General features: G+C 69.4%; 28 protein-coding genes and 1 pseudogene. 22 read left to right on the top strand and 7 right to left on the bottom strand.

The genetic code is table 11. The features are described 5' to 3' along the window. Nucleotide 1: 1 nt before the first annotated feature. Nucleotides 2–346: an ArsR/SmtB family transcription factor gene (locus tag C5E41_RS10630; protein WP_104375661.1), complete on the bottom strand. Its 345-nt coding sequence runs from the start codon at nucleotides 344–346 to the stop codon at nucleotides 2–4. A gap of 96 nt (nucleotides 347–442) precedes the next feature. Here C5E41_RS10630 and C5E41_RS10625 point away from each other — a divergent pair, with 96 nt between their 5' ends. The 10 genes from C5E41_RS10625 (at nucleotide 443) to C5E41_RS10580 (ending at nucleotide 9,528) form a co-directional block, all read left to right on the top strand. Continuing rightward, a complete protein-coding gene (locus C5E41_RS10625; RefSeq protein ID WP_104375660.1) occupies nucleotides 443–1,648 on the top strand; it encodes an MFS transporter in 1,206 nt (401 codons plus the stop codon). Between the two features lie 132 nt (nucleotides 1,649–1,780). After that, on the top strand, nucleotides 1,781–3,127 hold the full coding sequence (locus tag C5E41_RS10620) for a pentapeptide repeat-containing protein (protein WP_104375659.1): 1,347 nt from the start codon (nucleotides 1,781–1,783) through the stop codon (nucleotides 3,125–3,127). A gap of 227 nt (nucleotides 3,128–3,354) precedes the next feature. Then, nucleotides 3,355–4,470, top strand: a complete 1,116-nt coding sequence (locus tag C5E41_RS10615) for an alcohol dehydrogenase catalytic domain-containing protein (protein WP_104375658.1) — start codon at nucleotides 3,355–3,357, stop codon at nucleotides 4,468–4,470. Between the two features lie 31 nt (nucleotides 4,471–4,501). Continuing rightward, a complete protein-coding gene (locus C5E41_RS10610; RefSeq protein ID WP_104375657.1) occupies nucleotides 4,502–4,702 on the top strand; it encodes a hypothetical protein in 201 nt (66 codons plus the stop codon). Between the two features lie 37 nt (nucleotides 4,703–4,739). After that, nucleotides 4,740–5,495: a 4-hydroxy-tetrahydrodipicolinate reductase gene (dapB, locus tag C5E41_RS10605; RefSeq protein WP_439956388.1), complete on the top strand. Its 756-nt coding sequence runs from the start codon at nucleotides 4,740–4,742 to the stop codon at nucleotides 5,493–5,495. Further along, nucleotides 5,492–5,980 (top strand): hypothetical protein, encoded by a 489-nt coding sequence (locus tag C5E41_RS10600; protein ID WP_104375656.1) that lies wholly within the window; start codon nucleotides 5,492–5,494, stop codon nucleotides 5,978–5,980. The genes dapB and C5E41_RS10600 overlap by 4 nt, the downstream gene beginning before the upstream one ends. 30 nt (nucleotides 5,981–6,010) lie before the next feature. After that, nucleotides 6,011–6,463, top strand: coding sequence for a flavodoxin family protein (locus C5E41_RS10595; RefSeq protein WP_181063194.1), 453 nt, complete (start codon nucleotides 6,011–6,013; stop codon nucleotides 6,461–6,463). Nucleotides 6,464–6,588: 125 nt separating this feature from the next. Beyond that, entirely contained in the window at nucleotides 6,589–7,242 is a 654-nt protein-coding gene (locus C5E41_RS10590) for a response regulator transcription factor (RefSeq protein WP_104375655.1), read from the top strand. Then, nucleotides 7,209–8,507: a sensor histidine kinase gene (locus tag C5E41_RS10585; protein WP_146097514.1), complete on the top strand. Its 1,299-nt coding sequence runs from the start codon at nucleotides 7,209–7,211 to the stop codon at nucleotides 8,505–8,507. Before C5E41_RS10590 ends, C5E41_RS10585 begins: the two co-directional genes overlap by 34 nt. Further along, nucleotides 8,497–9,528, top strand: a complete 1,032-nt coding sequence (locus tag C5E41_RS10580) for a hypothetical protein (RefSeq protein WP_104375836.1) — start codon at nucleotides 8,497–8,499, stop codon at nucleotides 9,526–9,528. The genes C5E41_RS10585 and C5E41_RS10580 overlap by 11 nt, the downstream gene beginning before the upstream one ends. Before the next feature lies 1 nt (nucleotide 9,529). Here the strand turns inward: C5E41_RS10580 and C5E41_RS10575 are convergent, their stop codons facing one another. Beyond that, complete coding sequence (locus tag C5E41_RS10575) at nucleotides 9,530–9,976, bottom strand: hypothetical protein (RefSeq protein ID WP_104375653.1); 447 nt, start codon at nucleotides 9,974–9,976, stop codon at nucleotides 9,530–9,532. A gap of 147 nt (nucleotides 9,977–10,123) precedes the next feature. On the opposite strand from C5E41_RS10575, the gene dapA reads away from it, so the two are divergent. The 4 genes from dapA to C5E41_RS10555 all read left to right on the top strand — a co-directional run bounded on the left by dapA (nucleotide 10,124) and on the right by C5E41_RS10555 (nucleotide 16,567). Further along, nucleotides 10,124–11,032, top strand: a complete 909-nt coding sequence (dapA, locus tag C5E41_RS10570; protein ID WP_104375652.1) for a 4-hydroxy-tetrahydrodipicolinate synthase — start codon at nucleotides 10,124–10,126, stop codon at nucleotides 11,030–11,032. Next, nucleotides 11,029–13,110 (top strand): ribonuclease J, encoded by a 2,082-nt coding sequence (locus tag C5E41_RS10565; protein WP_181063193.1) that lies wholly within the window; start codon nucleotides 11,029–11,031, stop codon nucleotides 13,108–13,110. The genes dapA and C5E41_RS10565 overlap by 4 nt, the downstream gene beginning before the upstream one ends. A 130-nt stretch (nucleotides 13,111–13,240) precedes the next feature. Continuing rightward, nucleotides 13,241–13,864 carry a TIGR03085 family metal-binding protein gene (locus C5E41_RS10560; protein WP_104375651.1) on the top strand — a complete coding sequence of 208 codons (624 nt, stop codon included), beginning with the start codon at nucleotides 13,241–13,243 and terminating at the stop codon, nucleotides 13,862–13,864. Between the two features lie 114 nt (nucleotides 13,865–13,978). After that, nucleotides 13,979–16,567, top strand: a complete 2,589-nt coding sequence (locus C5E41_RS10555; protein WP_104375650.1) for a DNA translocase FtsK — start codon at nucleotides 13,979–13,981, stop codon at nucleotides 16,565–16,567. A gap of 16 nt (nucleotides 16,568–16,583) precedes the next feature. Here C5E41_RS10555 and C5E41_RS10550 read toward each other — a convergent pair whose 3' ends face one another. The 4 genes and pseudogenes from C5E41_RS10550 to C5E41_RS10535 all read right to left on the bottom strand — a co-directional run bounded on the left by C5E41_RS10550 (nucleotide 16,584) and on the right by C5E41_RS10535 (nucleotide 18,208). Continuing rightward, nucleotides 16,584–17,009: a TIGR03668 family PPOX class F420-dependent oxidoreductase gene (locus C5E41_RS10550; protein WP_104375649.1), complete on the bottom strand. Its 426-nt coding sequence runs from the start codon at nucleotides 17,007–17,009 to the stop codon at nucleotides 16,584–16,586. 36 nt (nucleotides 17,010–17,045) lie between these two features. Next, a pseudogene (locus C5E41_RS10545) lies at nucleotides 17,046–17,267 on the bottom strand (nuclear transport factor 2 family protein); the annotation flags it as partial. Between the two features lie 78 nt (nucleotides 17,268–17,345). Next, on the bottom strand, nucleotides 17,346–17,648 hold the full coding sequence (locus C5E41_RS10540; RefSeq protein ID WP_104375648.1) for a YciI family protein: 303 nt from the start codon (nucleotides 17,646–17,648) through the stop codon (nucleotides 17,346–17,348). Nucleotides 17,649–17,665: 17 nt separating this feature from the next. Next, nucleotides 17,666–18,208 (bottom strand): amino-acid N-acetyltransferase, encoded by a 543-nt coding sequence (locus C5E41_RS10535; protein WP_104375647.1) that lies wholly within the window; start codon nucleotides 18,206–18,208, stop codon nucleotides 17,666–17,668. A 119-nt stretch (nucleotides 18,209–18,327) separates the two neighbouring features. Between C5E41_RS10535 and pgsA the strand changes: the two genes are divergently transcribed. From pgsA to C5E41_RS10495, 8 genes are all read left to right on the top strand, one after another. Next, nucleotides 18,328–18,990, top strand: coding sequence for a CDP-diacylglycerol--glycerol-3-phosphate 3-phosphatidyltransferase (pgsA, locus tag C5E41_RS10530; protein WP_258080882.1), 663 nt, complete (start codon nucleotides 18,328–18,330; stop codon nucleotides 18,988–18,990). A 5-nt stretch (nucleotides 18,991–18,995) separates the two neighbouring features. Beyond that, complete coding sequence (locus C5E41_RS10525; protein WP_439956387.1) at nucleotides 18,996–19,523, top strand: CinA family protein; 528 nt, start codon at nucleotides 18,996–18,998, stop codon at nucleotides 19,521–19,523. A gap of 145 nt (nucleotides 19,524–19,668) precedes the next feature. After that, nucleotides 19,669–20,040 (top strand): helix-turn-helix domain-containing protein, encoded by a 372-nt coding sequence (locus C5E41_RS10520; protein WP_030513205.1) that lies wholly within the window; start codon nucleotides 19,669–19,671, stop codon nucleotides 20,038–20,040. A gap of 219 nt (nucleotides 20,041–20,259) precedes the next feature. Next, complete coding sequence (gene pspA, locus C5E41_RS10515; protein ID WP_036503267.1) at nucleotides 20,260–21,072, top strand: phage shock protein PspA; 813 nt, start codon at nucleotides 20,260–20,262, stop codon at nucleotides 21,070–21,072. A gap of 737 nt (nucleotides 21,073–21,809) precedes the next feature. Continuing rightward, complete coding sequence (gene pspM / locus C5E41_RS10510) at nucleotides 21,810–22,607, top strand: phage shock envelope stress response protein PspM (RefSeq protein WP_104375832.1); 798 nt, start codon at nucleotides 21,810–21,812, stop codon at nucleotides 22,605–22,607. Nucleotides 22,608–22,816: 209 nt separating this feature from the next. Then, complete coding sequence (locus C5E41_RS33790; protein ID WP_030513209.1) at nucleotides 22,817–22,990, top strand: hypothetical protein; 174 nt, start codon at nucleotides 22,817–22,819, stop codon at nucleotides 22,988–22,990. A gap of 220 nt (nucleotides 22,991–23,210) precedes the next feature. Next, nucleotides 23,211–24,374: a glycosyltransferase gene (locus C5E41_RS10500; protein ID WP_104375646.1), complete on the top strand. Its 1,164-nt coding sequence runs from the start codon at nucleotides 23,211–23,213 to the stop codon at nucleotides 24,372–24,374. A 46-nt stretch (nucleotides 24,375–24,420) separates the two neighbouring features. After that, nucleotides 24,421–24,615, top strand: coding sequence for a DUF3046 domain-containing protein (locus tag C5E41_RS10495; RefSeq protein ID WP_104375831.1), 195 nt, complete (start codon nucleotides 24,421–24,423; stop codon nucleotides 24,613–24,615). Nucleotides 24,616–24,745: 130 nt separating this feature from the next. Here C5E41_RS10495 and C5E41_RS10490 read toward each other — a convergent pair whose 3' ends face one another. Beyond that, on the bottom strand, nucleotides 24,746–26,155 hold the full coding sequence (locus tag C5E41_RS10490; RefSeq protein ID WP_104375645.1) for an MFS transporter: 1,410 nt from the start codon (nucleotides 26,153–26,155) through the stop codon (nucleotides 24,746–24,748). Nucleotides 26,156–26,164 lie beyond the last annotated feature (9 nt).

The raw sequence follows: 26,164 nt of genomic DNA, 5'->3' as shown, positions 1-26,164 counted from the left end.
GTCAGTCGGGCGGTGCGGCGCCGGATTCGTCCGCGCGATTGGCGGCGCCCACCACCGCCGCGAGCAGTCCGGGCAGGGCGCGCTCGACTTCCTCCGTCCGCAGCCGGGCGTAGGTCTGGCCGTCGGTGACGATGCGTTCGGTGACCCCGGCCTCGCGCAGAATCTTCAGGTGGTGGGTCGCGGTGGATTTGTTGATGGTGTCGTAGAGCATGCCGCAGCGCACCGGGCCGCCGGCGTTGCTGAGCCGGCGCACCATCTCGAGCCGGACCGGGTCGTGCAGGGCACCGAGCACCTCCTGCACGGTGGCGACCGGATGAGATTCCACGGTCTTGTTGCTATCGCTCATGATCTTTCTCACGGGACATTCGGTTTGATGGGAATCAAACCACCGCTACGGTGGTTGAGTTCGATCGCAATCAAACTTACCTGATGGGGAGAATCGATGACCGCAACTGTCACGGTCGCACCGGCTCCGCGGACCACGCAGTCCTGGGCCTATGCACTGATTCTGGCCGCCAGCGGAGTCGCGCTCGGAGTGTCCGGTGTTCCCGCCCCGCTCTACGGCCTGTATCAGAAGGAATGGCATTTCTCGCCGCTGACCACCACCATCGTCTTCGCCGTCTATGCCGTCGCCGCGCTGGCCGCGGTCCTGGTGTCGGGCAAAATCTCCGATGTGCTCGGCCGCAAGCCGGTGCTGCTCGGCGCATTCGCCACGATGGTGATCGGACTGGTCGTCTTTCTGTTCGCCGACAATGTCGCGATGCTGCTGGTGGCGCGGGCGTTGCACGGAGTGGCCGTCGGCGCCACCGTCGTCGCCGGGGCGGCGGCACTGCTCGATCTGCGTCCACAGCACGGCGCGCGATCGGGACAGCTGACGGGTGTGGCCTTCAATGTCGGTATGGCCGTGGCCATTCTGGGGTCGGCGCTGCTCGCTCAGTACGTACCGCATCCGCTGCGCACGCCGTATGTGGTGATCACGGTGTTCTGCCTGCTGATCGGTGTGGGTGTGGTGGTGATGACCGAAACGCACACCGCGCGGATGTCGGGTCCCATCCGGATCGCGAAACCGGCGGTACCGCAGGAGATTCGGGCCGATTTCTGGTTCTCGGCGCTGGGCGTGATGGCGGCCTGGTCGGTCCTGGGTGTGCTGTTGTCGCTGTATCCCTCGCTCGCCGCGGAGAAGACCGGCGTGCACAATCTGGTCTTCGGCGGGGCCGTGGTCGCCTCGACCGCGACGGCCGGGGCGCTGGCTCAGCTGTTCGCGACCGCGATTCCGGCGCGTCGCGCGGCTGTCGGCGGTGATACCGGGATGGCGATCGCACTGCTGCTGACCATTCCGGCGCTGGCGACCCACAACTGGGTGGTCGTCCTGCTGGCCGGTGTCCTGCTCGGCGCCACCTTCGGCCTGGGCTTCGGGGGATCGTTGCGGCATCTGTCGAATGTGGTGCCGCAGCACAAGCGCGGCGAAACCATGTCCGCGTATTACCTGCTGGCCTATACGGCGATGGCACTGCCGACTGTGCTGGCCGGCTGGGCGGCCACGCAGTGGGGGATGGGCACGATCTTCCCGTGGTTCGTGGTGGTGGTTGCGCTGGCTTGCCTGACAGCGGCCGCGATCGGTGTGCGCGGGAGTCGCGCGGCGAACTGATCGGCGCGAAACTGGTTGCCGGACAGAACGATGCGGTGCGCACCGGGAAGGTGTGCGCCGCATCGCCGCGCTGCGGCCGGGCCGAATCCTGCGGAAGCTGTGGCGGATTCGAATTCTCGTTACTATGCGCCCATGGTTCGGCGGGGGACATTTCTGCACCGGCAGGCTCAGCGGATACAGCGCTCGGCACTGCTGGTATCGGTCGTCACGGTGGTGCTCGGCGGCTTGGCGATCGCGGGTGTCGCCTGGTGGGCGCTGTGGCTCGTGCTCGGCGCGAAGGCCGATACGCCGAATCAGCTGGATCTGACGAAGATCGCGTTGTCGGTCTCGGCCGGCGTCGGCGGTGCGGTGGCGCTGGTCGTGGCCTATCGCAAGCAGCGCGACAACGAACGCGGCCGCTTCGCGCAACTGTTCGGCGCGGCGGCGGCGCAACTGGGTAATGCCGATGTCGCGGTGCGGATCGCCGGCGTCTACGCGATGGCCGGTGTGGCGGACGAGTTCGCGACGCGCGGCATGCGGCAGCAGTGCATCGACGTCCTGTGCGGCTATCTGCGACTGCCCTACGACCCCGATGAGGGCGCCACCCACCTGAGCTCGCGCAAGGTCACCGAGGAAGCGGGGAACTCCCAGGTGGAACGGGCCTATCAGCTGCGTCAGAACGATCGTGAAGTGCGTCGCACCATCGTCTCGGTGATCGCCTCGCGGCTGCGCCCGACGGCCGAAATATCGTGGTCCACACATAATTTCAACTTCGACGACGCGGTGCTGGAGGATGTGGACTTCCGGGGGGCGGTCTTCGCCGGCCGGCATACACATCTGCGCGGCGCGCGTTTCGCCGGTAGCCGCTCGGCCAACTTCACCGACGTCAAGTTCGTCGGACAGCATGTGACCTTTCATGCCGCGCGATTCGACAACGACGTGCTGTTCCACAACGCGCACTTCGCCACCACCGCCTACACCGACCATACAGCCAGGGCCGGAACGAGTTTCGTGGACGCCGTCTTCCATCACGGTGCCGACTTCACCGGCGCCGAATTCCTCGGTCCGGGAACACGATTCCTGCGCGCCCGCTTCGCCGGGGAACCGACGTCGTTCAGTGGCGCGAACTTCGGGGCCGACATGACGGATTTCCGGCAGACCCGTTTCGAGGGGGGCCGGACGCATTTCGACGACGTCCGCTTCGCGGGCGCGGACACCCGTTTCGACGAGGCCGTGATCGGCGGTTCGCACATCACGTTCGTCGGCACCCGTTTCGATGCCTCCCGTACGGTGTTCGACAACGCCCGCATCGGCTCCGATGGTGATTCGCTGCCGGCCGATTTTCGTGGCGTCACCTGTCGCGGCAGCGTGTCGAACGAGGGTGCTGCGATCCCCGGCTGCCCGTTCGGCCCTGCGGCGCCGGAGGAGACGCCGACGCTGGACGGGGTGCGAGATCCTGACGGCGCCGGCCCTGTCGTCGCGGGACAACCGGACGCATGAGTAGCCGCAGCCGATACTCCCCGTGCCCGTTCCGGCGCCCAGCCAACCGGTCACCGGCGTAGGTCCGGCCCCGGTACTCGCGAGGCGTCCGCTGTCATCCGGGACCGGGCAGGCCGATGCCTCCGGCGCCGACGGCGAATCGGGTGCACCGCGCCCGCGGCGGCTCCGGATGATCGCGGTCGGCCGAGTGATACTCGGCGTCGCGCTCGCCCGGTACCGTCGGTGCCATGAAGATTCGTGGTGCTGTGCTGGAGCGGATCGGCGACCCGACTCCCTATGCCGATTCGACCCCGATCGTGATCGAGGATCTGGAGTTGGCGGAGCCGGGACCGGGGGAGCTGTTGGTCCGGATCGAGGCGGCCGGACTGTGCCATTCGGACCTGTCGGTGGTCGACGGAAACCGGGTGCGGCCGGTGCCGATGCTGCTCGGCCACGAGGCGGCCGGACGAGTCGAACAGGTGGGCCCCGGTGACAGCGATCTGCGGGCCGGCCAGCGCGTCGTGATGACCTTCCTGCCGCGCTGCGGACAGTGTGAGGGCTGCGCCACCGGCGGTCGCACGCCGTGTGTCCCGGGCAGCGTCGCCAACAACGCGGGCGAGTTGCTGGGCGGCGGGCGACGCCTGCACGATGCGAGCGGACCCGTGCACCACCATCTCGGCGTCTCGGGATTCGCCACCCACGCCGTGGTCGATCGGCGGTCGGTGGTGCCGGTCGACGACGATGTGCCGCCGGAGGTCGCCGCCGTACTCGGCTGCGCGGTCCTCACCGGCGGTGGGGCCTTGCTGAATTCGGCCCGGCCCGGTGCGGGGGACCGCATCATGGTCGTCGGTCTCGGCGGCGTGGGTATGGCCGCCGTGCTGGTGGCCGCATCGCTGCGGGAAAGTCTCGGCGCGGAGGTCATCGCGGTCGACACCGTGCCCGAAAAGCTCACGCTGGCAAAGGAATTGGGCGCGACCCAGGTCTACACACCGGCGGAGGTGGCCGAGCGTGGCATCGCGGCCGAGGTCGTGGTCGAGGCGGCGGGGAATGTGCGTGCCTTCGAGACCGCGGTGGCCGCCACCGCGCCCGGCGGCACCACGGTGACCGTCGGGCTGCCGAATCCGGAAGCTCGCGCGAGCATTTCACCGCTCGGGCTCGTCGCGCAGGGGCGTTCGATCGTGGGCAGCTACCTCGGTTCCGCGGTCCCGGCGCGCGACATCCCGGAATATGTGCGGATGTGGCGGGAGGGGCGGCTTCCCGTCGAACGCCTGGTGTCCTCGCGCATCCGGCTCGACGAGATCAATCACGCGATGGACGAGCTGGCTGCCGGGCACGCCCTGCGCCAGGTGATCATTTTCGACTGATGCGCCGGCCTCGCGCCCGTGGTGCCCCCGCATGTCGAAGGTCGCCCGTCGCCGCCCGCACCGCATGGTCGTCGCTGGACGACGCTGCGGCTCGCCGATCGGTCGAGACGACGAGGCGGTCCCGGCGTCCGCGCGGCTGCCGGATCGGCTCTCGGTGGGCGCGCCGGGTGACGTACACGACTTCCTGGTGACCGGTGTGGCGGCGGCCGGCACCCCTGCCGATAGGCTCTGAGCGCAACGGGCATCGAACGGTATGTGAGGAGTTCACGGTGGCGACGAACCGGATCCGGGTGGGCGTACTCGGCGCGCAGGGCAAGGTCGGGCAGGCGATCTGCGCGGCGGTCGAGGCCGCCGACGACCTGGATCTGGTCGCCGGGGTCGACAAGGACAACGCGCTCGAGGCGTTCACCGAGGCCGGCACCCAGGTCGTGGTCGACTTCACCCACCCCGACGTGGTGATGCCGAATCTGAAGTGGTTGGTGGAGCACGGTATTCACGCCGTGGTCGGCACCACCGGTTTCGACGAATCCCGGCTCGCGCAGGTGCGCTCCTGGCTGGCGGACAATCCCGAGGTGGGCGTGTTGATCGCCCCGAACTTCGCCATCGGGGCGGTGCTGTCGATGCGGTTCGCCGAACAGGCCGCCCGCTGGTTCGAGTCGGTCGAGGTCATCGAACTGCATCACCCGAACAAAGCCGACGCCCCCTCCGGCACCGCCTATCGCACCGCCGGCATCATCGCCGAGGCCCGCAAGCAGGCGGGCGTGGGCCCGAGCCCCGATGCCACCACCACCGAACTCGACGGCGCGCGCGGTGCGAGCGTCGACGGGGTGCGGGTGCATTCAGTGCGCCTGGCCGGGCTGGTCGCGCACCAGGAGGTGCTGTTCGGCACTCAGGGCGAAACGCTCACGATCCGTCACGATTCGATCGATCGCACCTCCTTCGCACCGGGTGTGCTGCTGGGTGTGCGGCAGATCGGCGCCCGCCCGGGACTCACCGTCGGGCTCGATCCGCTGCTGGACCTGTGAACGAGCGCGACAGCGGGCGGCAGGTGCTGCGCATCGTCGCCTTCATCGCCTTCCTGGTCGTCGCGCTGGCCTTCTACTTCCTGCTGCTGGGTCGCATCGCGATCGAACTGATGACCTCGGGCAAGGCCGCGGCCGTCGCGATGGGCGTGGGCGTGCTGATCCTGCCGATCCTCGGCGTGTGGGTGGTGGCCACCAGCATCCGCGCCGCCCTCGCCCACCAGCATCTGGCGCGGCGCATCGACGACGAGGGCCTCGAACTCGACGTCTCCGACCTGCCCCGCCGTCCCTCCGGCCGGCTGGAGAAGGCCGCGGCCGACGACCTGTTCGAACAGGTCAAGAAGGAGTGGGAAGCCGACCCCGACAACTGGCGCACCAACTACCGCGCCGCCCGCGCCTACGACTACGCCGGCGACCGCTCCCGCGCCCGCGAAACCATGCGCCGCGCCGTGGAACTCGAGCGCGTCGAACGCCGGACCCGGTCCTGACACACCGCCGGCCCCACTAAGCTCGCCTGGGTGCCGACGTTGCTGATCATCCATCACACGCCTTCGCCGTTCCTGCAGGACATGTTCGAAGCGGTGGTCGCGGGCGCCACCGACCCCGAGATCGAGGGAGTCGAGGTGGTGCGGCGGGCGGCGCTGGCCGTGACCGCAAGCGATGTGCTCGCCGCCGACGGCTATGTGCTGGGCACGCCGGCCAATCTGGGCTACATGTCGGGTGCGCTCAAACACGCCTTCGACACCTTCTACTACCCGTGTCTCGACAGCACCCGCGGCCGGCCGTTCGGGGTGTACATCCACGGTAACCAAGGCACCGAGGGGGCCGAGCGCAGCATCACGACCGTGACGACGGGGATGGGGTGGCAACAGGCCGCCGCGCCGGTGATCGTCACCGGTCAGCTGGGCACGGACGACCGGGAGAAGTGCTGGGAACTGGGCGCGACGATAGCGGCGCAGTTGACCGCCTGAGCCGGTGACCCGATTTCTGGTGTCTCACACGGATATCACCGGCACCGTCATACTCGACGGCAGGACGTCGCGTTCCCGGCTGGGGCGCGGCGCGATGATCGGGTTTCGGGAAGGGTGAGGGCCATATGACGCCACCGCGGCGGATCGGTCTGGTCGAGGACCACGAGTCGGTCGCGCTCGGCCTGGCCAGCATGCTGGCCGGCGAGAGCGATCTGGAGCTGGTCATCACCGCCGCAACGGTGTCCGAATTGCTCTCGGCGGCACCGGAACTGGATCTGGTGATACTCGATCTGCGGCTCGCCGACGGCTCCACCCCGCAGTCCAATGTGCAGGCCCTGCGCGATCGCGGGCTCGAGGTGCTGGTGTTCACCGGAGCAGATAATCCGTTCCTGGTGCGCTCGGCCGCGCGAGCCGGGGTGCTGGGCGTGGTGCGCAAATCCGAAAATGTGCAGACCGTCGTCGCCGCGGTGCGCGCCGCCGCGAGCGGTGAACAGGTGGTCACGACCGATTGGGCGGCCGCCATCGATGGCGATCCGCAGCTGCCCGATGTCGGACTGAGCCCGCGCCAGCAGGAGGTGCTGACTCTCTACGCCTCCGGCGAAAAGGCCTCGCGGGTGGCTCGGTTGACCGGGCTCTCGGAGCAGACCGTCAACGACTACCTGGGCCGGATCCGTCAGAAGTACGCCGACGCCGGCCGCCCGGCGCCCACCAAGACCGACCTCTACAAGCGCGCGGTGGAGGACGGATGGCTACCGGTGCCCGAGCGCAACCAGGCATGATCGCGGTCGACGCCGCCGGAGTCTTCGCGCGCACCGCGGCCGCGGCCCGGATCCGGGTTCCCGGCCGCGCGCAGGTGCGCTCCGATGCTCCCGCGGTGGAACGCGTCATGCGCCGGCTCGGGCTCTCGATCGGTGCGGGCGGGGTGATCATGGGCCTGGCCGACGTCCCGGAGATCACCGAGCAGGCGCAGTTCACCCCCGCCTGGTGGACGCCGAGCGCCGGTGCCTTCGCATTCGGACTGTTCCCGGTGCTGGCCGTGCTGTCGATCCGGTCGAACCCGCGCACCATCCGGCTGGTGTCGGGCTGCGCTGCGGTGGCGTTCCTGTCCGCGGTGGCGACCATGCTGATCGGACTCGACACCCACAGCATCGGCGCGAATTCGGTGTGGCTGTACCGGATGCTGCCGCTCGGGGTGCTCGCCGCGGCCCTGGCGTGGCCGACTCTCGTCGCGGTGGCCTATCTGCTGATCGGGTCGGCGGCCGTCGCGTTGACGAATATCTATCTGGCGGAACAGTTCACGGCCGCGTCCGCACTGAGCGCCTTCGCGCGGGCGGTCGGCTTGTCGGCGCTGTTCCTGTGGTGCGTACTCTCGGCGTTGTCGGCCGCGGCTCGGGTGGACCGCGAATCGGTGGCGGCGAGCAAGCAGGCCGCCGAAGCCGCCGCGGCCGCGGCCCGCGACAACGAGAGCGCCCGCTTTGCCGCCCTCATCCACGACGCCGTCCTGTCCACGCTGCTGGACGCCTCCCGCGGCAGCGAACCCTCGGATGTCTTGCGCCGGCAGGCCGAACGCACCCTGGAACAACTCGACGAGATCCGGGTCGAATCGCGCGAACCGGATGTACTCGACGCCCGCGCGGCTGTGAACTTCTTGCGCGCGTCGGTGCACGAGGTGAACGCCGGCATTCGCTTCACCACCAGGACCTGGCCGGGCTTCGACGATCTGCGCATGCCCGCCGGAGCCGCGCGCACCCTCGCCGCCGCCCTGGCCGAAGCGGTCCGCAACAGCCTGCGCCACGCCGCGGTGCCCGGTCGCGCGGTGACGCGCACGGTGACCTGCACGATCAGCGCGGGCAGTATTCGGGTCGTCTTCGCCGACGACGGCGCGGGATTCGACGTGAACGCGGTCTCCGCGGACCGCCTCGGCATCTCGGTGAGCATTCTCGGCCGCATGCGCCAGCTGGCCGGCGGCGCCGGATTCGTGGAATCGCAACCCGGGGAGGGCACCGCGGTGACCTTGGTCTGGGGTGGTGACGGTGCGCACTGAATCCGGTCGTGAACAGGCCTTCGGGCTGCGCGAGCTGCTCGGACTGCGCGGCGGTACCGCCTGGCTGTTCCTGGTCCTGCTGGAAGTGACCATCACGCTCTACATGGTCCGCAACCTCGACACCACCAATGCGCTGCCGGCGCTGACCGCGCTGATCGTGATGGTCGTGGCCGGTGCGCTGGTGCTGGTGGTCCCCGGTGATCCGCTGCCGTGGACCGTGACGATCTTCGTCGCCGCCGTCGGCCCGGTCGCCACCGCGCTGACCTCGGCCGATCCCGGCACACCGGAAACCTGGCACATGGTGTGGACCACCTTCGCGACCTCGTATGTGCTCGCCGTGCTGGTGCTGCGCGGCCGGATGGGGACGGCGTGGCTGGGCGTGGCCGGAGTCGCGGTCGTCATCGGTGTCGCCACCGCGCGGGCCTGGCTGAGCGCGAGCGCGATCGTCGCCGCGATCGTGCCCATCGGCACCGTCATCGCCATCTCGGTGTTCGCGCAGATCATGCGGCCCACGCAGCGTTCGCTGCGGATGTTGCGCGAGGAGGCGAGCGCCCAGGCCGCCGCGGAGGCGACGATGGCGGCCGCCGACGGCGAGCGCACGCGGCAGCTGGCCCGCCTGGACCGGGTGGCCCGCCCGATCCTGGAACGCATCGCCGAGGGTGCGGTCCTCACCGTCGGCGAACGCGAACAGTGCCGGCTCCTGGAGGCCGAACTGCGCGACGGTCTGCGCGCCCCGCAGTTGATGACCGAGGAACTCAGCGGCGCCGCGCGGGGTGCGCGGGCGCGCGGGGTGGAGGTCGTCCTGCTCGACGACGGCGGTTTCACCGATGCGCCGAAGTGGTTGCGCGAACGCGTCATCGACGTCGCCACACGGGAATTGGACGCGGCCAACGCCGGTTCGGTGACGGTGCGTATCCTGCCGCCGGGGCGCCGGGTGCTGTCGACGGTTCTCGCGCAGTCGCCCGATCGCGACCGCCGCACCGAGATCGGCCCCACCGGCACGGTGACGGTGATGGACTGACTCAGCTGTCGCAGCGTCCGGGGCCGCCCTTGCGCATCTGATCGCGCAGTGCGCCCTGTACCGCACCGGAGAGCCAGGAGTTCAGCGACTGACCGCTCTGATTCGCGGCCTCCTCGGCGCGGGCCTTCAGGTTCTCGACCATGCGCAGGGTGACCCGGCTGATGTCGCCGGTCATCTCCTCGAAGGTCGGGTGCGACTCCTCGCGCGCGGTGCGGCGCACCTCCACCTGGGCGTCGGTACCGGACAGGGAGACGTGCACGGTGCGATCGTCGAGGGTCGCGTTGATCTCGTCGGCCAGATCCGAGAGCGCGGCCAGCAGCGTCAGCCGCAGTGAATTCTCCGTGGCGGCGGCCAAGGCGGCGGCGGTGGCTTGGGTCTTCTCGTCGCCGAGGGCAGCCGCCGCGATGAGATCGTCGTGCAGCCGGGCGGCGTACTTGTTCAAATCCATGACATCAGTATGACGTCATCGGAGACATCATGCCAGCGCCGAAATGCTGTCACAGTTGCTGTCATTGCTGGAATGTGACCGGAATGTCTGCCGATATCACGGACGACGGTTCGGTGTCGTATCCGCGACCGGGTAGCCTTTCTGACCATGACGAACGGTGAATCGACGCGAACAGAGCTGCGCGCGTCCGGCACGGTCGGTGTCGCGATGGTGACCCCCTTTACCGCCGAGGGCAAGCTCGATGTCGATTCCGGCGTCGCCTTGGCCGCACGCCTGGTCGACCGCGGTGTCGACCTGCTCGCCGTCTCCGGCACCACCGGGGAATCGCCGACCACCACTGAATCGGAGAAGTTCGACCTGCTGCACGCCGTCGTCGACGCCGTGGGCGACCGCGCCACCGTCATCGCGGGCGCCGGCACCTACGACACCGCGCACAGCATCGAGCTCGCGCGCAATGCCGAGCGCGCGGGTGCGCACGGTTTGCTGGTGGTGACGCCGTACTACTCGCGTCCTTCGCAGGAAGGCCTGCTGGCCCATTTCACGGCCGTCGCCGACGCCACCGATCTGCCGGTGACGCTGTACGACATTCCGCCGCGCTCGATCGTGCCGATCGCCCCGGATACGCTGCGTCGCCTGGCCGAACATCCGAATATCGTCGCGGTGAAGGACGCCAAGGGCGACCTGGGCGCGGGGGCGGAACTGATCGCCGACACCGGACTGGCCTACTACTCCGGTGACGATGTGCTCAACCTGCCGTGGTTGTCGGTGGGCGCGGTCGGATTCATCAGCGTGATCGGGCATCTGGTGCCGGAGCGGCTGGTGCAGCTGCGCGATGCGTACGCGGCCGGTGAGGTGACGCTGGCGCGCGACATCAACGCCAGCCTGCTGCCCGTCAACCGTGCGATGGCTCGCGTCGGCGGCGTGGCCCTGATCAAATCCTCGCTGCGGCTGCTCGGAATGGATGTCGGCGAGCCGCGGCTGCCGCAGCTGATGCCCGTGGGTGTGAACTTGGAATCGATCGTCGCCGAACTGCGGCTGGCGGGAGTGCTTGCATGAGTGAACCGGTGAACCGTCGTCCGCGTCGGACCGCGAGCCGAGCGGCGGGAGCACCGGCTCCGGCGCCGCCGCCGGTGCCGCGGAGGACGTCCGAAGAGCCTGCGGCGCAAGAGGTTTCAGCGCCCGCGGCGCAACAGGTACCGGCGGAGCCGGCGCGCGCCGCCGAGCCGGCCGTCGAGCGCGGGACCGCCGCCGAGCGGCGCGAAACCGCTCCGGCGGCGCGGCGCGAAACCGCTCCCACCGCCCAGCGCGGCGAATCGGCTCCCGCCCAGCGCGGCGAATCGGCTCCCGCCCAGCGTGGCGAGCAGACCGGCGACCGGGGCCGTTCCCGGCGGTCCGGCCGGGGTCGCCAGTCGAGCCGTGGTCGTGCGGAACAGTCTGCGCCGCAACCGGTTTCGCCGGAATTGCCGACCGGACTTCCGCCCAAGCTGCCGAAGCAGGGCCTGCGCGTCTACGCGCTCGGCGGCATCGGCGAAATCGGCCGCAATATGACCGTGTTCGAATACGACGGCGCGATGCTGATCGTCGACTGTGGTGTGTTGTTCCCCGAGGATCAGCAGCCCGGCGTCGACCTGATCCTGCCCGACTTCCGGCCGATCGAGGACCGGATCGACGAGGTGGCCGCCGTCGTGCTGACCCACGGGCACGAGGACCACATCGGCGCCGTGCCCTTCCTGTTGCGGCTGCGTCCCGACATCCCGGTCGTCGGATCGAAATTCACGCTCGCGCTGGTCGCCGCGAAATGCCGCGAACATCGCCTGCAGCCCAAGCTGATCGAGGTCACCGAGGGCCAGCGGACCACCCACGGCCCGTTCGACTGCGAGTACTTCGCGGTCAACCACTCCATTCCCGATGCCATCGCGGTCGCGGTGCGCACGCCGGCCGGGCTGGCCCTGCATACCGGTGACATCAAACTCGATCAGCTGCCGCTCGACGGCCGCCTCACCGATCTGGCCGGGTTCTCCCGCCTCGGCGACGAGGGCGTGGACCTGTTCCTGGTCGATTCGACCAATGCCGAGGTGCCCGGCTTCGTCACTCCGGAACGCGAGATCGGCCCGGTCCTCGACAGTGTGATCGGCAAGGCCAAGGGCCGCGTCATCGTGGCCTCGTTCGCCAGCCACGTCCATCGCATCCAGCAGGTCGTCGATGTGGCGCAGCGCTACAACCGCCGGGTGTGCTTCGTCGGCCGCTCGATGGTCCGCAATATGCAGATCGCGCAGGATCTCGGGTATCTGAACATTCCCGAGGGCATCGTGGTCGATCTGGATCAGGCCGCGAATCTGCCCGTGCACAAACTGGTGCTGATCTCGACCGGCTCGCAGGGCGAACCGCTCTCGGCGCTGTCGCGGATGGCGCGCGGCGACCACCGCCAGATCAACATCCGCGCCGACGATCTCGTGGTGCTGGCCTCGTCGCTGATCCCGGGCAACGAGAACGCGGTCTTCGCGGTGGTCAACGGCCTGGCCCGGCTGGGCGCCACCGTGGTGACCCAGCAGAGCGCGAAGGTGCACGTCTCCGGGCACGCCTCGGCCGGTGAGCTGCTCTACCTGTACAACGCGGTCCGCCCCACGAATGCCATGCCAGTGCACGGCGAGTGGCGGCATCTGCGCGCCAACGCCGCGCTCGCGGTGGCGACCGGAGTGCCCGAGGAGCGGGTGATGCTCGCCGAGGACGGTGTGGTGGTCGACCTGGTCGACGGCATCGCCTCGATCGTCGGCCGCTATCCGGTCGGGCAGGTGTATGTCGACGGATTGTCGGTCGGCGACGTCGGCGAATCGACGTTGTCGGACCGTCTGGTGCTCGGTGAGGGTGGCTTCATCGCGATCACTGTGGTCGTCGACGAGACCACGGGTAAGGCGGTCAGCACGCCGGAGGTCAGCGGCCGCGGTTTCTCCGACGATCCGGGTGCGCTGTTGGGCGCTCAGGAGCTGGTGGAGGCCGAACTGCTGCGCCTGGCCGGGGAGGGTGTCACCGATACGCACCGCATCGCACAGGGTGTGCGGCGCGTGGTGGGCCGCTGGGTCGCCGACACCTACCGCCGCCGCCCGATGATCGTGCCGACCGTCATCGGCGTCTGACGCCGGATGTGGCCCCGCCCGCGGCAAGGAAGCTGGGCGGGGCCGCTACGCAGTACCGATGAAGCGCCGGGGACACGTCCAGGGTGACGCTGCCTACCTCCACCGGCCTCCGACCCATTACGCTCGGCCCATGAGTATGGCTCAACGGGAACGCCGGGCCCTGGTGTCGACCATGACGGCGGTCGGTCCCGACGCCCCGACCCTGTGCGGTACCTGGACGGTGCACGACTTGGCCGCGCACCTGGTGGTACGGGAACGCCACCCCGCGGCCGCACCGGGGATCCTGCTGAAACCCCTTGCGGGATACCTCGATTCGGTGCAGGCGAAGGTGTCCGAGAAGCCGTTCACCGAACTGCTGGAGCAGATCCGCACGGGGCCGCCGTGGTGGTCGCCGCTGAAGCCGGTCGACGCCGTGGTCAACCTGACCGAGATGTTCATCCACCACGAGGACGTGCGCCGGGCCGACCCGGAGTGGAAGCCGCGCCCGTTGTCGGCCGAGGACGAGCGCGCATTGTGGTCGGCGACGCGGCGGATGGCGCGGATGGCATATCGCAAATCCCCGGTCACCGTCGTGCTGGCGACGCCGGAGGGCGAACGCGTGACGGCGCACAACGTCGGCGGCGATGCTGTGGTACTCACCGGGCAGCCCTCCGAACTGCTGCTTCACGCATTCGGCCGCAACGAGGTCCGCATCGATGCCGCGGGCGGTGTCGACGATGTGGCCGCGGTCTTCGCCTCCGATCGCAGCGTCTGAGCCCACCGCGCGCGTCGTTTCCGGCCGCTGACGGCGTTGTGAGGTCGGCAATGATGTGGTTGGGATGGGTGTTGCGGATGGTCCCGATGGGGCTGTTGCGGCTAGCCTGAGGTCATGGCAGGTAAGTCCCGCGGCACCACGACGTCGAGTTCGCGGGCGGGATCCACCCGGGGGCGGGCTCCGGCGCGGACTCGCTCCGGAGGCGGACGCGCCCGATCGGCGCCGCGTGGCCGCACCACCGCGACCCGCCGGCCGGTGCGCCGGTCACCGCAGACCGCGCCGCTGGCGGTGATCGGCCGCGGTATCGGCAACGGCTGGTCGGTGCTGGCGCGCGGATTCGGCGCCACCACCCGCACCATCAGCCGGGCGGGGGAGATCGAACACGGTCATCGCCGCGACGGAATCGCGTTGGCGCTGGTCGCTTTCAGTGTCGTCATCGCGGCGGCGGTCTGGATGTCGGCGGGCGGTCCGGTGGGTCACTGGGTCGACACCGCGGTGCGCGCGATCGCCGGATCCGCGGCGGCCGTGCTGCCGTTCGTGGCCTCCGGTATCGCGGTGGTGCTGATGCGCACCGAACCCCGGCCCGAGATCCGGCCGCGGCTGGTACTCGGCGGATTGCTGGTGGGACTGCCGGCGCTCGGAATCTGGCACATCTTCGCGGGCGCGCCGGCCGATGCGCACGGACGCGCCCATGCGGCGGGGTTCGTCGGATATGTGCTGGGCGGGCCGCTGCGCAACGGCCTCACCGCGTGGCTGGCGGTGCCGCTGCTGTTGCTGGCCATGCTCTTCGGACTGCTGCTGGTGACGGGGACGACGGTGCGTGAGGTCCCGCACCGCCTGCGCGAACTCTTCGGGCTGCCCGATCCCGAATTCGCCGACGACGACGGGCAATACGGGCTCTACGACCCGGAAAACTATGACGCCGACGGCTTTCCGATGCACAAGAGCCGTTCCTCGCGGCGTGGCCGCACCCCGGAGGAGAATTATCCGACCGACGAGTTCGGCGGCGCCGACGCGGTCACCGAGGTTCTCGGCGAACCGCCGTTGCGCGATGCGAAAGATATCGCCGAGCCGGACGAAACACTGCCCCCGGCAAGCAAACCCAAGGCGCGCAAGCCGCCGAAGGTCGTCGACCAGACACCCGAGCCGCAGCCTCCGCAGCAACTGGAATTCGTCACCGATCGTGAGGTCGACGGTGATTATCAGCTGCCGCCGCTGACCCTGCTGACCGACGGCGATCCGCCGAAGAAGCGCAGCGCCGCCAACGAATCGATGATCGAGGCGATCACCGAGGTGCTGGTGCAGTTCAAGATCGACGCGGCGGTCACCGGCTTCGTGCGCGGTCCGACGGTCACCCGCTACGAGGTCGAACTCGGCCCCGGTGTGAAGGTCGAGAAGATCACCGCCCTGGCCCGCAATATCGCATATGCGGTGGCCACCGAGAATGTGCGTTTGCTCGCACCGATTCCGGGCAAGTCGGCGGTCGGTATCGAGGTGCCCAACGCCGACCGCGAACTGGTCCGGCTGGCGGATGTGCTCAAGGCGCCGTCCACGCGAAACGACCACCACCCCCTGGTGATCGGCCTCGGCAAGAACATCGAGGGCGAATTCGTCTCTGCGAATCTGGCGAAGATGCCGCATCTGCTGGTCGCCGGTTCCACCGGTTCGGGTAAGTCGAGTTTCGTCAACTCGATGCTGGTCTCGCTGCTGGGCCGCGCCACTCCGGACGAGGTCCGGATGATCCTCATCGACCCGAAGATGGTGGAACTCACTCCGTACGAGGGCATTCCGCATCTGATCACGCCCATCATCACCCAGCCCAAGAAGGCCGCCGCCGCGCTGGCCTGGCTGGTGGAGGAGATGGAACAGCGGTATCAGGACATGCAGGCCAGCAAGGTCCGCCACATCGACGATTTCAACAAGAAGGTGAAATCGGGCCAGATCACCACGCCGCTGGGCAGCGAGCGCGTGTACCGGCCCTACCCCTACATCCTGGCGATCGTCGACGAGCTGGCCGACCTGATGATGACCGCGCCGCGCGACGTCGAGGACGCCATCGTGCGCATCACCCAGAAGGCGCGTGCGGCCGGTATCCATCTGGTGCTGGCGACCCAGCGGCCCTCCGTGGACGTGGTGACCGGTCTGATCAAGACCAACGTTCCCTCCCGGCTGGCGTTCGCGACCTCCTCGCTGACCGATTCCCGCGTCATCCTGGACCAGCCGGGTGCGGAAAAATTGATCGGTATGGGCGACGGCCTGTTCCTGCCGATGGGCGCGTCCAAGCCGACCCGATTGCAGGGCGCGTTCATCTCCGACGAGGAGATTCAGGCCGTCGTCGACTTCGCCAAGAATCAGGCCGAACCCGAGTATCAAGAGGGCGTCACCACCGCCAAGGCCGGGGAGAAGAAGGACGTCGACCCGGATATCGGCGACGATCTCGACGTCTTCCTGCAGGCCGTCGAACTGGTCGTCACCTCGCAGTTCGGTTCCACCTCGATGCTGCAGCGCAAGCTGCGCGTCGGATTCGCCAAGGCGGGCCGCCTGATGGACCTGATGGAGACCCGCGGCGTGGTCGGCCCGAGCGAGGGCTCCAAGGCGCGCGACGTGCTCGTCAAACCCGATGAGCTGGACGGGCTGCTGTACTCGATTCGCGGCGGGGGAGAGGCGGAGCAAGCGGCCGAGCCCGATGCGATCGATGCCTAGGCTTCCGGCGTAGGCCTCACCCAGTGTAGGCCCAGCCGGTGACGGTCCGGATCTCGACCCGGATGACCGGTCCGCGGGGAGCGTTGTCCCGGTACTGCGGGTATTTCGCGGTGAGCCAGGCGATCGCCTCCGCGCGTTCGGTCTCGCCGGTGGCGACGGCGGCGATGCCGTCGAGCCGGACCCACCACAGCCGCGACCAGTCCTCGTCGTATTCGTCGGCCAGCACCGAGACTCGGTTCTCGGCGGCGATATTGCGCAGCCGCCGCAGGTCCGTCGTCGATTTGGGCTTCTGATCGACCGCGGTGACCAGGACGCGGCCCGTCGGGGAGAGCGCGAAGGTCACGGGCACCAGATGGGGCCGGCCGGTCGGGTCGGTCGTACCCAGCCGCGCCACGCGGGCCGCGCGGGCTCGCGCCAGCGCTGTATCGGGATCCAATCGCACCGGTTCACGGTAGATCGCCGCCCGGCGCGGTGTGGCCTACGGCGTCGCGTTATCCCGCTCGACTTGCTCGGACGCCTCGGCTCGGATGCGCTCGAATTGCGCACCCATCGCCGCGGCCAGGGCATTGGCCGCCGAGAGCGGGCGGACCATCACCATCAGGTCGTCGATGCGGCCTGCCTCGTCGGTGCGGATGAAGTCGGCGCCGGTGACGTGCTTACCGTCGACCGTCGCCTCGAAGATCAGGGTCGAGTCGTGCCCCGGAATGCCTGCATCGTCACCTCGCATATGCAACTGGTTGACTATGTCGAGGATCGTAGCGGGCCGCGCCGCGCCTGCCTAGGAGTTCGGGGCCGCCTGTGCGGAGAAGGCGCCCATCACCGGGGTCCATTCCAGGAATCGCTTCGCGTCGATCAGCCCCTCCTGGGCGAACGGATCGGCCGCGAGCAGCTCGTCCAGTGCCGCGGCATCGTCGGCGCGGAACAGCAGCAGCGCGCCGGAACCGTCGGCATACGGCCCGGTCGACAGAACCACACCTCGGTCGACCAGATTCGACAGCCATTCCCGATGGCGGGGCCGGTGCTCGTCGCGCCCGGCGACGGTGGCATCGGAATAGGTGTAGTGGACGGCGAAGATCGGCACGCGCGCTCCCGAAAGATTCAGAGGGTCAACAGCATTCGAGTATTGCCGAGGGTGTTCGGCTTGACGTAGCTGAGGTCGAGGAATTCGGCTACACCGGTGTCGTAGGAGCGGCACATCTCCGCGAACACTTCCGCCGTGACGGGCGTGCCGTCGATCTCGGCGAATCCGTGCCGGGAGAAGAACTCCACCTCGAAGGTCAGCACGAACAGACGCTGCAGCTGGAGTTCGCGGGCGGTCGCGATCAGCTGATCCACGATCAGGCGGCCGACGCCCTGTCCTTTGGCATCGGGGTGGACCGCGACCGTGCGCACCTCGCCCAGATCGGCCCACAATACGTGTAATGCGCCACAGCCCACCAGGCGCCCGTCGACCTCGGCCACCCAGAATTCCTGGACCGACTCGTAGAGTGTGACGAGATTCTTTTCCAGCAGAATGCGGCCGGCGTAGACGTCGACGAGGCTTTTGATGGCGGGCACATCCGAGGTGCGGGCCCGTCGGACGAGCACGGTGCCGGGGCCGGTGGCGCCGATCGAATCACTCTGGTGTGCCCGCGTCGTCATGGGGTGCACAGTAGTCGGGTCGTCAACCGATAGTCTGGTGGAGTGCCGCACATCTCGTCCGCCCGCCTGCCTCGATCCGCCGGGGGTCGCGGCTGCGTGCATTCCGGCCGGGGGTGCCGGTGAGCGTGCAGAGCGACGATATGGACCGGACCTGGGCCGAGGCCGGCAGAGCGCGGGCGAATCTCGTTCCGCCGCAGCCGAAGCGGACGGTCGAGCCCTCCGCGGTACCGCTGATGAACATCGCCAACATTCTCACGGTCCTGCGCATCGTGATCGTGCCGATCTTCCTGCTGGCGTTGTTCGCCGCCGGCGGCCACGACACCGGGTGGCGGATCGCAGCGGCCGCGCTGTTCGGCGTCGCGGCCATCACCGACCGTATCGACGGCCAGGTCGCGCGCAAGTACGGACTGGTCACCGACTTCGGCAAATTGGCGGATCCGATCGCCGACAAGGCATTGATCGGTGCGGCCCTGATCGGGTTGTCGGCACTGGGCGATCTGCCGTGGTGGATCACCGTCGTGATCTGCGCCCGCGAGATCGGCGTGACGTTGCTGCGGCTGGCGGTGGTGCGCCGCGGCGTGATTCCGGCCGGCCGCGGCGGTAAGGCCAAGACCCTGGTGCAGTCGGTGGCGATCGGCGTTCTGCTGCTGCCGCTGGCGGGCGCGTGGGCGGGCGCCGGAATGGCGCTGATGTATGTCGCCGTGGTGCTGACCGTGGTGACCGGATTGGATTACGTGGTGCAGGCCGCCCGGTTGTGGGCTCGGCCGGTCGAGCGGCGGTGACGACGGTGGGCACCGACGTGGCCGCCGCCGACCCGCTGGCCGCTGTCCCCGAGGCCGCCGAGCTGGTGGCGACGCTGACCCGCATCGGTCAGACCGTGGCCACCGCCGAATCCCTGACCGCCGGTTTGCTCGCGGCCACGATCGCGGGGGTACCGGGCGCCAGTGTGGTGTTGCGCGGCGGAGTGATCGTCTACGCCACCGATCTCAAACATCGCCTCGCCGGCGTGAGTGAGGGCACTCTGGCCGCGGACGGGCCGGTCGCGGCGGGAACCGCCGAACAGCTCGCCGTCGGCGCGCGCACGGTGTGCGAGGCCGACTGGGGGATCGGATTGACCGGCGTCGCCGGGCCGGATCCGCAGAACGGCTGCCCGGTCGGCACCGTCTTCCTGGGGTTGAGCGGACCCGAGGGCACCGAGGTGGTGCGGTTGCAGCTGGCCGGGGACCGGTGGACGATCAGGATAAGCGCGGTTCGCACGGCCGTCGCGGAGCTGCTGCGCCGCGTCGGTGGCGGCGATCGCACCGGCACCGGCTGACGACGGCTTCCGGTGGCTGCCGATCGGTTCCCGCGGGCGGGAACCAACGGGGTGGCATGCGACGTTGGCACTGTAGACGGAGGGTGCGTCACGCTCGACGGCGGTCGCGCTCGGCCCGGTGAGGCGAGAACGTGAGGAGAACGAGATGACGCTGCTTCGAGAGGCCATCGGCGAGAGTCTGCGGCGCGCTCGGATTGCCCAGAGCCGGACCCTGCGCGAGGTGTCGACGTCGGCACGCGTGAGCCTGGGTTATCTGTCCGAAGTCGAACGCGGCCGGAAAGAGGCCTCGAGCGAACTGCTGGCCGCGATCTGCCAGGCGTTGGATGTGCCGCTGTCGCAGGTGCTGGTCGATGTGAGCGCCACCATGGCCGACGCCGACGCCCCGGCGCCCGCGACGGAGACCGCCGACACCGCGCCCGCGGCGAGTGCATCGGCGCGGGCGGGCATCGCCGAGGACACCCGGATCGTGATTCCGGCCCCGAAGGCCGAGAAACTGGTCTTGGTGCAAGCGAAGTGACTCGCCGCGAACCGGCGGCCACAACTGCCGGCGCCGGGTCGGCGCCGGCAAGGCTGTACGACGGAGCGGAAACCGATAGATTCTCTGTAAGCGTCGGTTACGGGCGGTTCGGCAGCCCGGATCCGACGCCGTGGAGGATAGGGACACAGGGGTGCGTGACGGTCGCGCACCGCCGCCGTGCTGGGGCGCGGCGTAGTCAGATGGAGGCGGGATCAATCGATGGCTAATCCGTTCGTGAAGGCCTGGAAGTACCTGATGGCCCTCTTCGATTCGAAGATCGAGGAGCATGCGGATCCGAAGGTACAGATTCAGCAGGCTATCGAGGAAGCCCAGCGTCAACACCAGGCCCTCTCGCAGCAGGCCGCGTCGGTGATCGGTAACCAGCGTCAGCTGGAGATGAAGCTCAACCGTCAGCTCGACGAGGTCGAGAAGCTCAACGCCAACGCGCGCCAGGCCGTCCAGCTGGCCGATCAGGCCAATGCCGCCGGCGATACCGACAAGGCGATCCAGTACACCAACGCCGCCGAGGCGTTCGCGGCCCAGCTGGTCACCGCCGAACAGTCCGTCGAGGATCTGAAGGTGCTGCACGACCAGTCGTTGCAGGCCGCCGCCCAGGCCAAGAAGGCGGTCGAGCAGAACGCCATGCTGCTGCAGCAGAAGGTCGCCGAGCGGACCAAACTGCTCAGCCAGCTCGAGCAGGCCAAGATGCAGGAGCAGGTCTCCGCATCGCTGCAGCAGATGGATTCGACGCTGTCCGCACCCGGCAGCACCCCCAGCCTGGACGCGGTGCGCGAAAAGATCGAGCGTCGGTACGCGAACGCGCTGGGCGCCGCCGAGCTCGCGCAGAACACCGTGCAGGGCCGCATGATGGAGGTGCAGCAGGCCAGCGTGCAGATGGCCGGCCACAACCGCCTCGAGCAGATCCGCGCCTCTATGCGCGGCGACGCGCTGCCCTCGGGTGACTCCGCCGGTCAGTCCATCGCCAACCCGGCTCAGCCGCAGGTGAACAAGGGCCAGGCCGCGCAGCAGTAAGCGCGGAGCGGGTCGATCGGAAGGCTGGGCAGATGGGGCGAACGCGGGCAGGTAACGAGCCCGCGCCGACCCGTGCGCGGCCCTGGTCTCGATCCGTTCGCAGCGCGTCCGCGCCGCCCGCCTCCGCCGCACCGTCGGCCGATGCGGCGCGGACGCCACTGATGACCTCCCCACCCGCCGCTGAGGCTACCGCGTGGCAGTCGATCGCCGAATCCATTGAGCGGTATCGGGTTTCCGGTTCGGTCCCACCTTCCTCGGCTTCCGAGGAGAACTCGCTGACCGGCGTCGACGATCCCCCGCCGCCGGGCGCGACCGGATCCGCGACGTATGCCGAGCCCGAAGGTGCCGGCGCACAACGCCGATCGTCCGAGGCCTCATCCGGAACAGCGGACGACACCGGCGCGGACCGGAACTCCCGGGCCGAGGGCCGATACGTGAACACCCGTCGCAGCGCGGCCCGCCAGATGCTGCGCGGTCGTCGTGTAGCGCCGTCCGGCCGCCGATCTCGCCGACGCGGTAGGGCCCCCGATATCGAATCCGATGGCGGCCGACCGACATTCGATCCCGCATCGGACACGGACAACCCGAGCGCTTACCGCGTGAGCCACGAAACCCGTGAGCCGGACAGCGGGCCCGCCGCCTGGTCGCCCACCGGATCACGTGAGGCCGGTGGGGATTCGCGCGAGCGCCGTCGTTCGCTTGGCCGAGGCGCGTTTCGTGATCCCATCGCCGACCAGATGGCCGCGGCGGAGCCGCTCGCCCGCGCCGGGCGGGTACCGGGCGCGCTACGCGATGCCGGGGAATTCGCCTTGCATGCGGTCCGGAAGTGGGCCGACCCGCGGGAGCGGGAACTTCGCCGTCGGCGGCGGGTGCGGCGGCGCAGCCTCCGCTGGAGCGCGGCCTCGGGCGTGACCGCGCTGGGAACGGCCGGACTGGTCGCGATCTCGGCGCCTGTGTGGGCGGTTGTCGTGGTCGGTGGCGGTGCGGCCGCGCTGGTGACCGGTGCGGCGGTGAGCACCCGCCGATATCTGGAGTTGCGTCGAAACCCCTTGCCGCCCGCGGCGTTCGTGCCACGTCGGCTGCCCGCAGTGCAGCCCGCGGCGCGGGCGCCCATCGCCCGGCTGGTCAGGGCGGAACGGGCCTTTCACGCCCTCGGCCGTCAAATCGACGCGAGCGGCCGCGTGCCGCCCGAGGATTTCGCCGACACCGTCGCGACCGCGGAATCCGGCGCGGCCGCCCTGCACGCTCTCGCCGGGGACATCGCGGCGATGGAGAAGGCGCTCGCGGTGGTCGCGACCTCGCATGCCGGGGCGGGATTGCGGCAGCAGTCGGCCGCGATGGTCGGTCGGCTGGAATCGGGCGTGACCGAATACGAGCAGCTTGTCGCCGCGGCCGGTCAGATCCTGGCGGCCGGCGCGAGCGAAGCGCCGGCACCGGCGGATGAATTCGGCTGGGCCATGTTCACCTTGCGCGAGGCGGCCGACCGACTGGACGGCTGGGCCCAGGCGCTCACCGACCTGGCGGACCGGCACTGAGCGTGGGCGCCTCGGCGGCGTCGGGTCCGTGGTGCTGGGGCTGGGGCGTCCCGTTCGCGGACCGCTCCTCGCGGACGATCCGGCTAGGGGTTCACCCTGAGATTTCCCGGATATCGGTTGTGACCTGGTGATTTTCCGGCGCCGAGTTGACAGTATGGAGGAGTCGGATCGCGTTGACGGCGGTTCGGAAACCTTCGGGAGGAATGGACATGTTCTGGAAGATTCTGGGCGTCGTCGCGCTCGTGTGGCTGGCGCTGATCGTGATCGGCGCGCTGGTCAAGGCGTTGTTCCCGATCCTGATGATCAGCGTCGTGGTCTTCGGCCTGTACCTGCTGTACAAGGCCGTCTCCGGCTCGAACAAGTCGACGGTCACCAAACTGTAGCGAGCCGCACCCGGGCCGTTCGGTACGAATACCGAACGGCCCGTTGCTGTTTCGCGATGGCGGAGCCGTGCCCCAGTCGTGTTGGCGTTTCGAAGTCCACTTCGCCGGCTGATCGCCGGCCCTGTGAGCGGCCACGATCGACCCGGGCGGCGTTCATGACCGTCGGATAGCTGTGCCCGCCCGGCATCGTGTGGGGACGGGGTATGGCAGGGTGGGGCGCATGCGAATGGCTGTCGTCGCGGGGCCGGATCCGGGTCATGCGTTTCCGGCGATCGCGCTGTGCCTGCGGTTTCTTCGGGCGGGCGATGATCCGGTGTTGTTCACCAGTCCGCGCTGGTTCGATGCGGCGCGGGACGCGGGTATCGCGGTGCGGCGGCTGAAGGGTTTGGCGCCGCGCCCGCAGGACGACGACGCCGACGCGGGCGCGCGGATCCACGAACGGGCGGCTCATATCTCCTCGGAGATCCTCCCCGATCTCAGTGCGATGCTGCCGGAGCTGGTGGTCTCGGATGTGCTCACCGCCGGCGGTGGGATGGCCGCCGAGCGGCTGGGGGTGCCGTGGGTCGAGTTGTCGCCGCATCCGCTGTATCTGCCGTCGAAAGCCTTGCCGCCCATCGGCAGCGGGCTCGCGCCGGGTGAGGGCCTGCGTGGGCGGATGCGCGATACGGTGCTGCGCGGACTGACCGCGCGCGCGATCACCCGCGGTGAACGCCAGCGTGGGGCGGCCCGGGCGAGCGTGGGCCTGCCGGAGGTGGATCCGGGCCCGGCCGCGCGATTGATCGCCACCCTGCCCGCTTTGGAGGTCGATCGGCCGGATTGGCCCCAGGACGCGCATGTAGTGGGTCCGCTGTTGTGGGAGCCGACCTCGGAGGTGCTGGCGCCGCCGCCCGGTGACCGGCCGCTGGTGGTGGTCGCGCCGTCGACGGCCGGGACCGGGTTCGGTGATCTGGCGACCGGTGCGTTGGAGGCGCTCGCGGACAGTGATGTGCGAGTGGCGATTTCGATGCTCGACACGCCGCCGGTGGATCTTCCGCCGTGGGCGACGGCGGGTCTGGGACGGCAGGACGAGCTGTTGCGCCATGCCGCCGTGGTGATCGGCGGCGGGGGACACGGATTGCTGGCCAAGACTCTGCTCGCCGGCGTGCCGATCGTGACCGTGCCCGGTGGCGGCGATCAGTGGGAACTGGCCAATCGTGCCGTCCGCCAGGGGAGTTCGCTGCTGGTGCGGCCGTTCACCCCGGAATCGCTGCGCGCGGCGGTGCACACCGTTCTCGACGACGATTCCTATCGCAAGGCCGCCGCCGCGGCCGCTGCCACCGTCTCCGATGTCGCCGATCCGGTCGACATCTGTCACCGCACGCTGGATCGGGCTCGCGCGAGCTGACCGCGCCGCCGCCGGCGGTTCGCGTGCGACCGGTACCCTCGGCACGGTGCGGTTGACTGAATTTCAGGAACTCTTGCATACCGAATTCGGCGTCGCCCGCGGCGACCTGCTGCTGGCCGATCATGTCCTGCCCGCGATGAACGGCCGTACCGGCGCCCAGGCGATCGAGGACGGGATCGACCCTCGCGAGGTCTGGCGTGCCCTGTGCGCCGAATTCGACGTACCGAAAAACCGCTGGTGAGCGACGGCGGATCCGGGGCTCATCGCTGCGCATCAGCTGGACTCAGGGAACCCCGCCGCGGTTGCCGGCGGGACTCGGATCCGAAGGGTGACCGCATTCTCTCAGGAGGAATCGGAGCCGCGGCGCCGATTCAACCGACCGGGATCTCGGCAGCAGCCGGTTCCGTCGGCTCGGCGGTCCCGGTGCGGGGGCGCAACAGGACGAAGGCGATGATGCCGAGAACGACGCCCACACCCGCTGCCACCGCGACCGCGGCGTCCAGTCCGGACACGAACTGCGACACCGTGCTCCGCCCCTCGCCCGCCGAGCTGCGGAATACCGTGCCGAGTACCGCGACACCGAGGGCCAGGCCCAGCTGCCGGGCGGTGTTCACCGCTCCGGCGGCGGTGCCGCTCTGCTGGGCAGGCACCGCGGCCATCGCGACCGCCACCAGCGGCGGCGCCAGCACACCGATGCCGACGCCGATCATCACGTAGCCGAAAAGTAGTGTGCTCCAAGTGGATTCGGCATCGATCACGCCCAGCAGACCCGCCCCGATACCGGTGATCATCAATCCGCCGCCGATGGTCCAGCGGGGCGCCACGTCGTGCAGCCACCGCCCGAACGCCCCCGAGACCACGAACGCCGTCGCCGCCATCGGCAGCATGGACAGGCCGGCGCGCAGCGGGCTGAGCTGCAACGGCTGCTGCAACCACAGGGAGATCAGGGGGCTGCTCGCGAAGGCGGCGAAGTTGAAGCCCGCCGCCGCGACCAGGGTGGCCGTGAATTCTCGGTTGCGCAGCAGCGCGAGCGGGAACATCGGTGTGGCGCTCCGCGATTCGACGAGAGCGAAGCAGGCGAGCGCGATCGCGCCGAGCATCAGCGTGCCGACTGCCGCGCCGTCGCTCCACCCGTCTTCCCCGCCCCGGATGATGCCGTAGGCCAGCGCGGTCGCCGTGACGGCGAAGGCGGCCATCCCGGCGACGTCGACGCTACGGCCGGGCCTGCGCGGCGAAGGACCGAAGGCGTGCAGCGACAACACGATGGCGATCGCCGCGATCGGCAGGTTCACCAGGAAGATCCATCGCCACGACAGCAGGTCGGTCAGCGCCCCGCCGAGCACCACCCCGATGCCGGCGGCCGCCCCCGCAACCGCACCCCAGGCGCCGAACGCGGTGCCGCGATCGCGGCCGGTGTAGGTGGCGTGCAGCAGCGACAGCGTGGTCGCGAACATGGCCGCACCACCCACTCCCTGTACGGCCCGCGCGGCCACCAGCAGGTCCGAGGACCGAGCCAGTCCGCAGGCCAGAGAGGCGGCCGCGAATATCGCGAGACCCGCGAGATAGGTGGGTTTGGCGCCGAACCGGTCGGCAACCGAGCCGAGCACCAGCAGCAGTGCGGCCAGGCCCAGCGCGTAGCCGTCGACGACCCACTGCAACCCCGACAGTCCGGTGCCGAGATCGGCGGCGATGTCCGGGAGCGCGACGTTGACGATGGTGACGTCGATGAGCAGCATCAGCGTGCCGAGGCACGCCGCGAACAAGGGGAGCCATTTCCGCATGGCGACCTC

The sequence above is a fragment of the Nocardia nova genome (genome assembly GCF_002933465.1).
Lineage (GTDB): Bacteria > Actinomycetota > Actinomycetes > Mycobacteriales > Mycobacteriaceae > Nocardia > Nocardia nova_B.
Note: the sequence above shows the minus strand (reverse complement) of the source record. Positions and strands in the feature narration are given on the sequence as shown.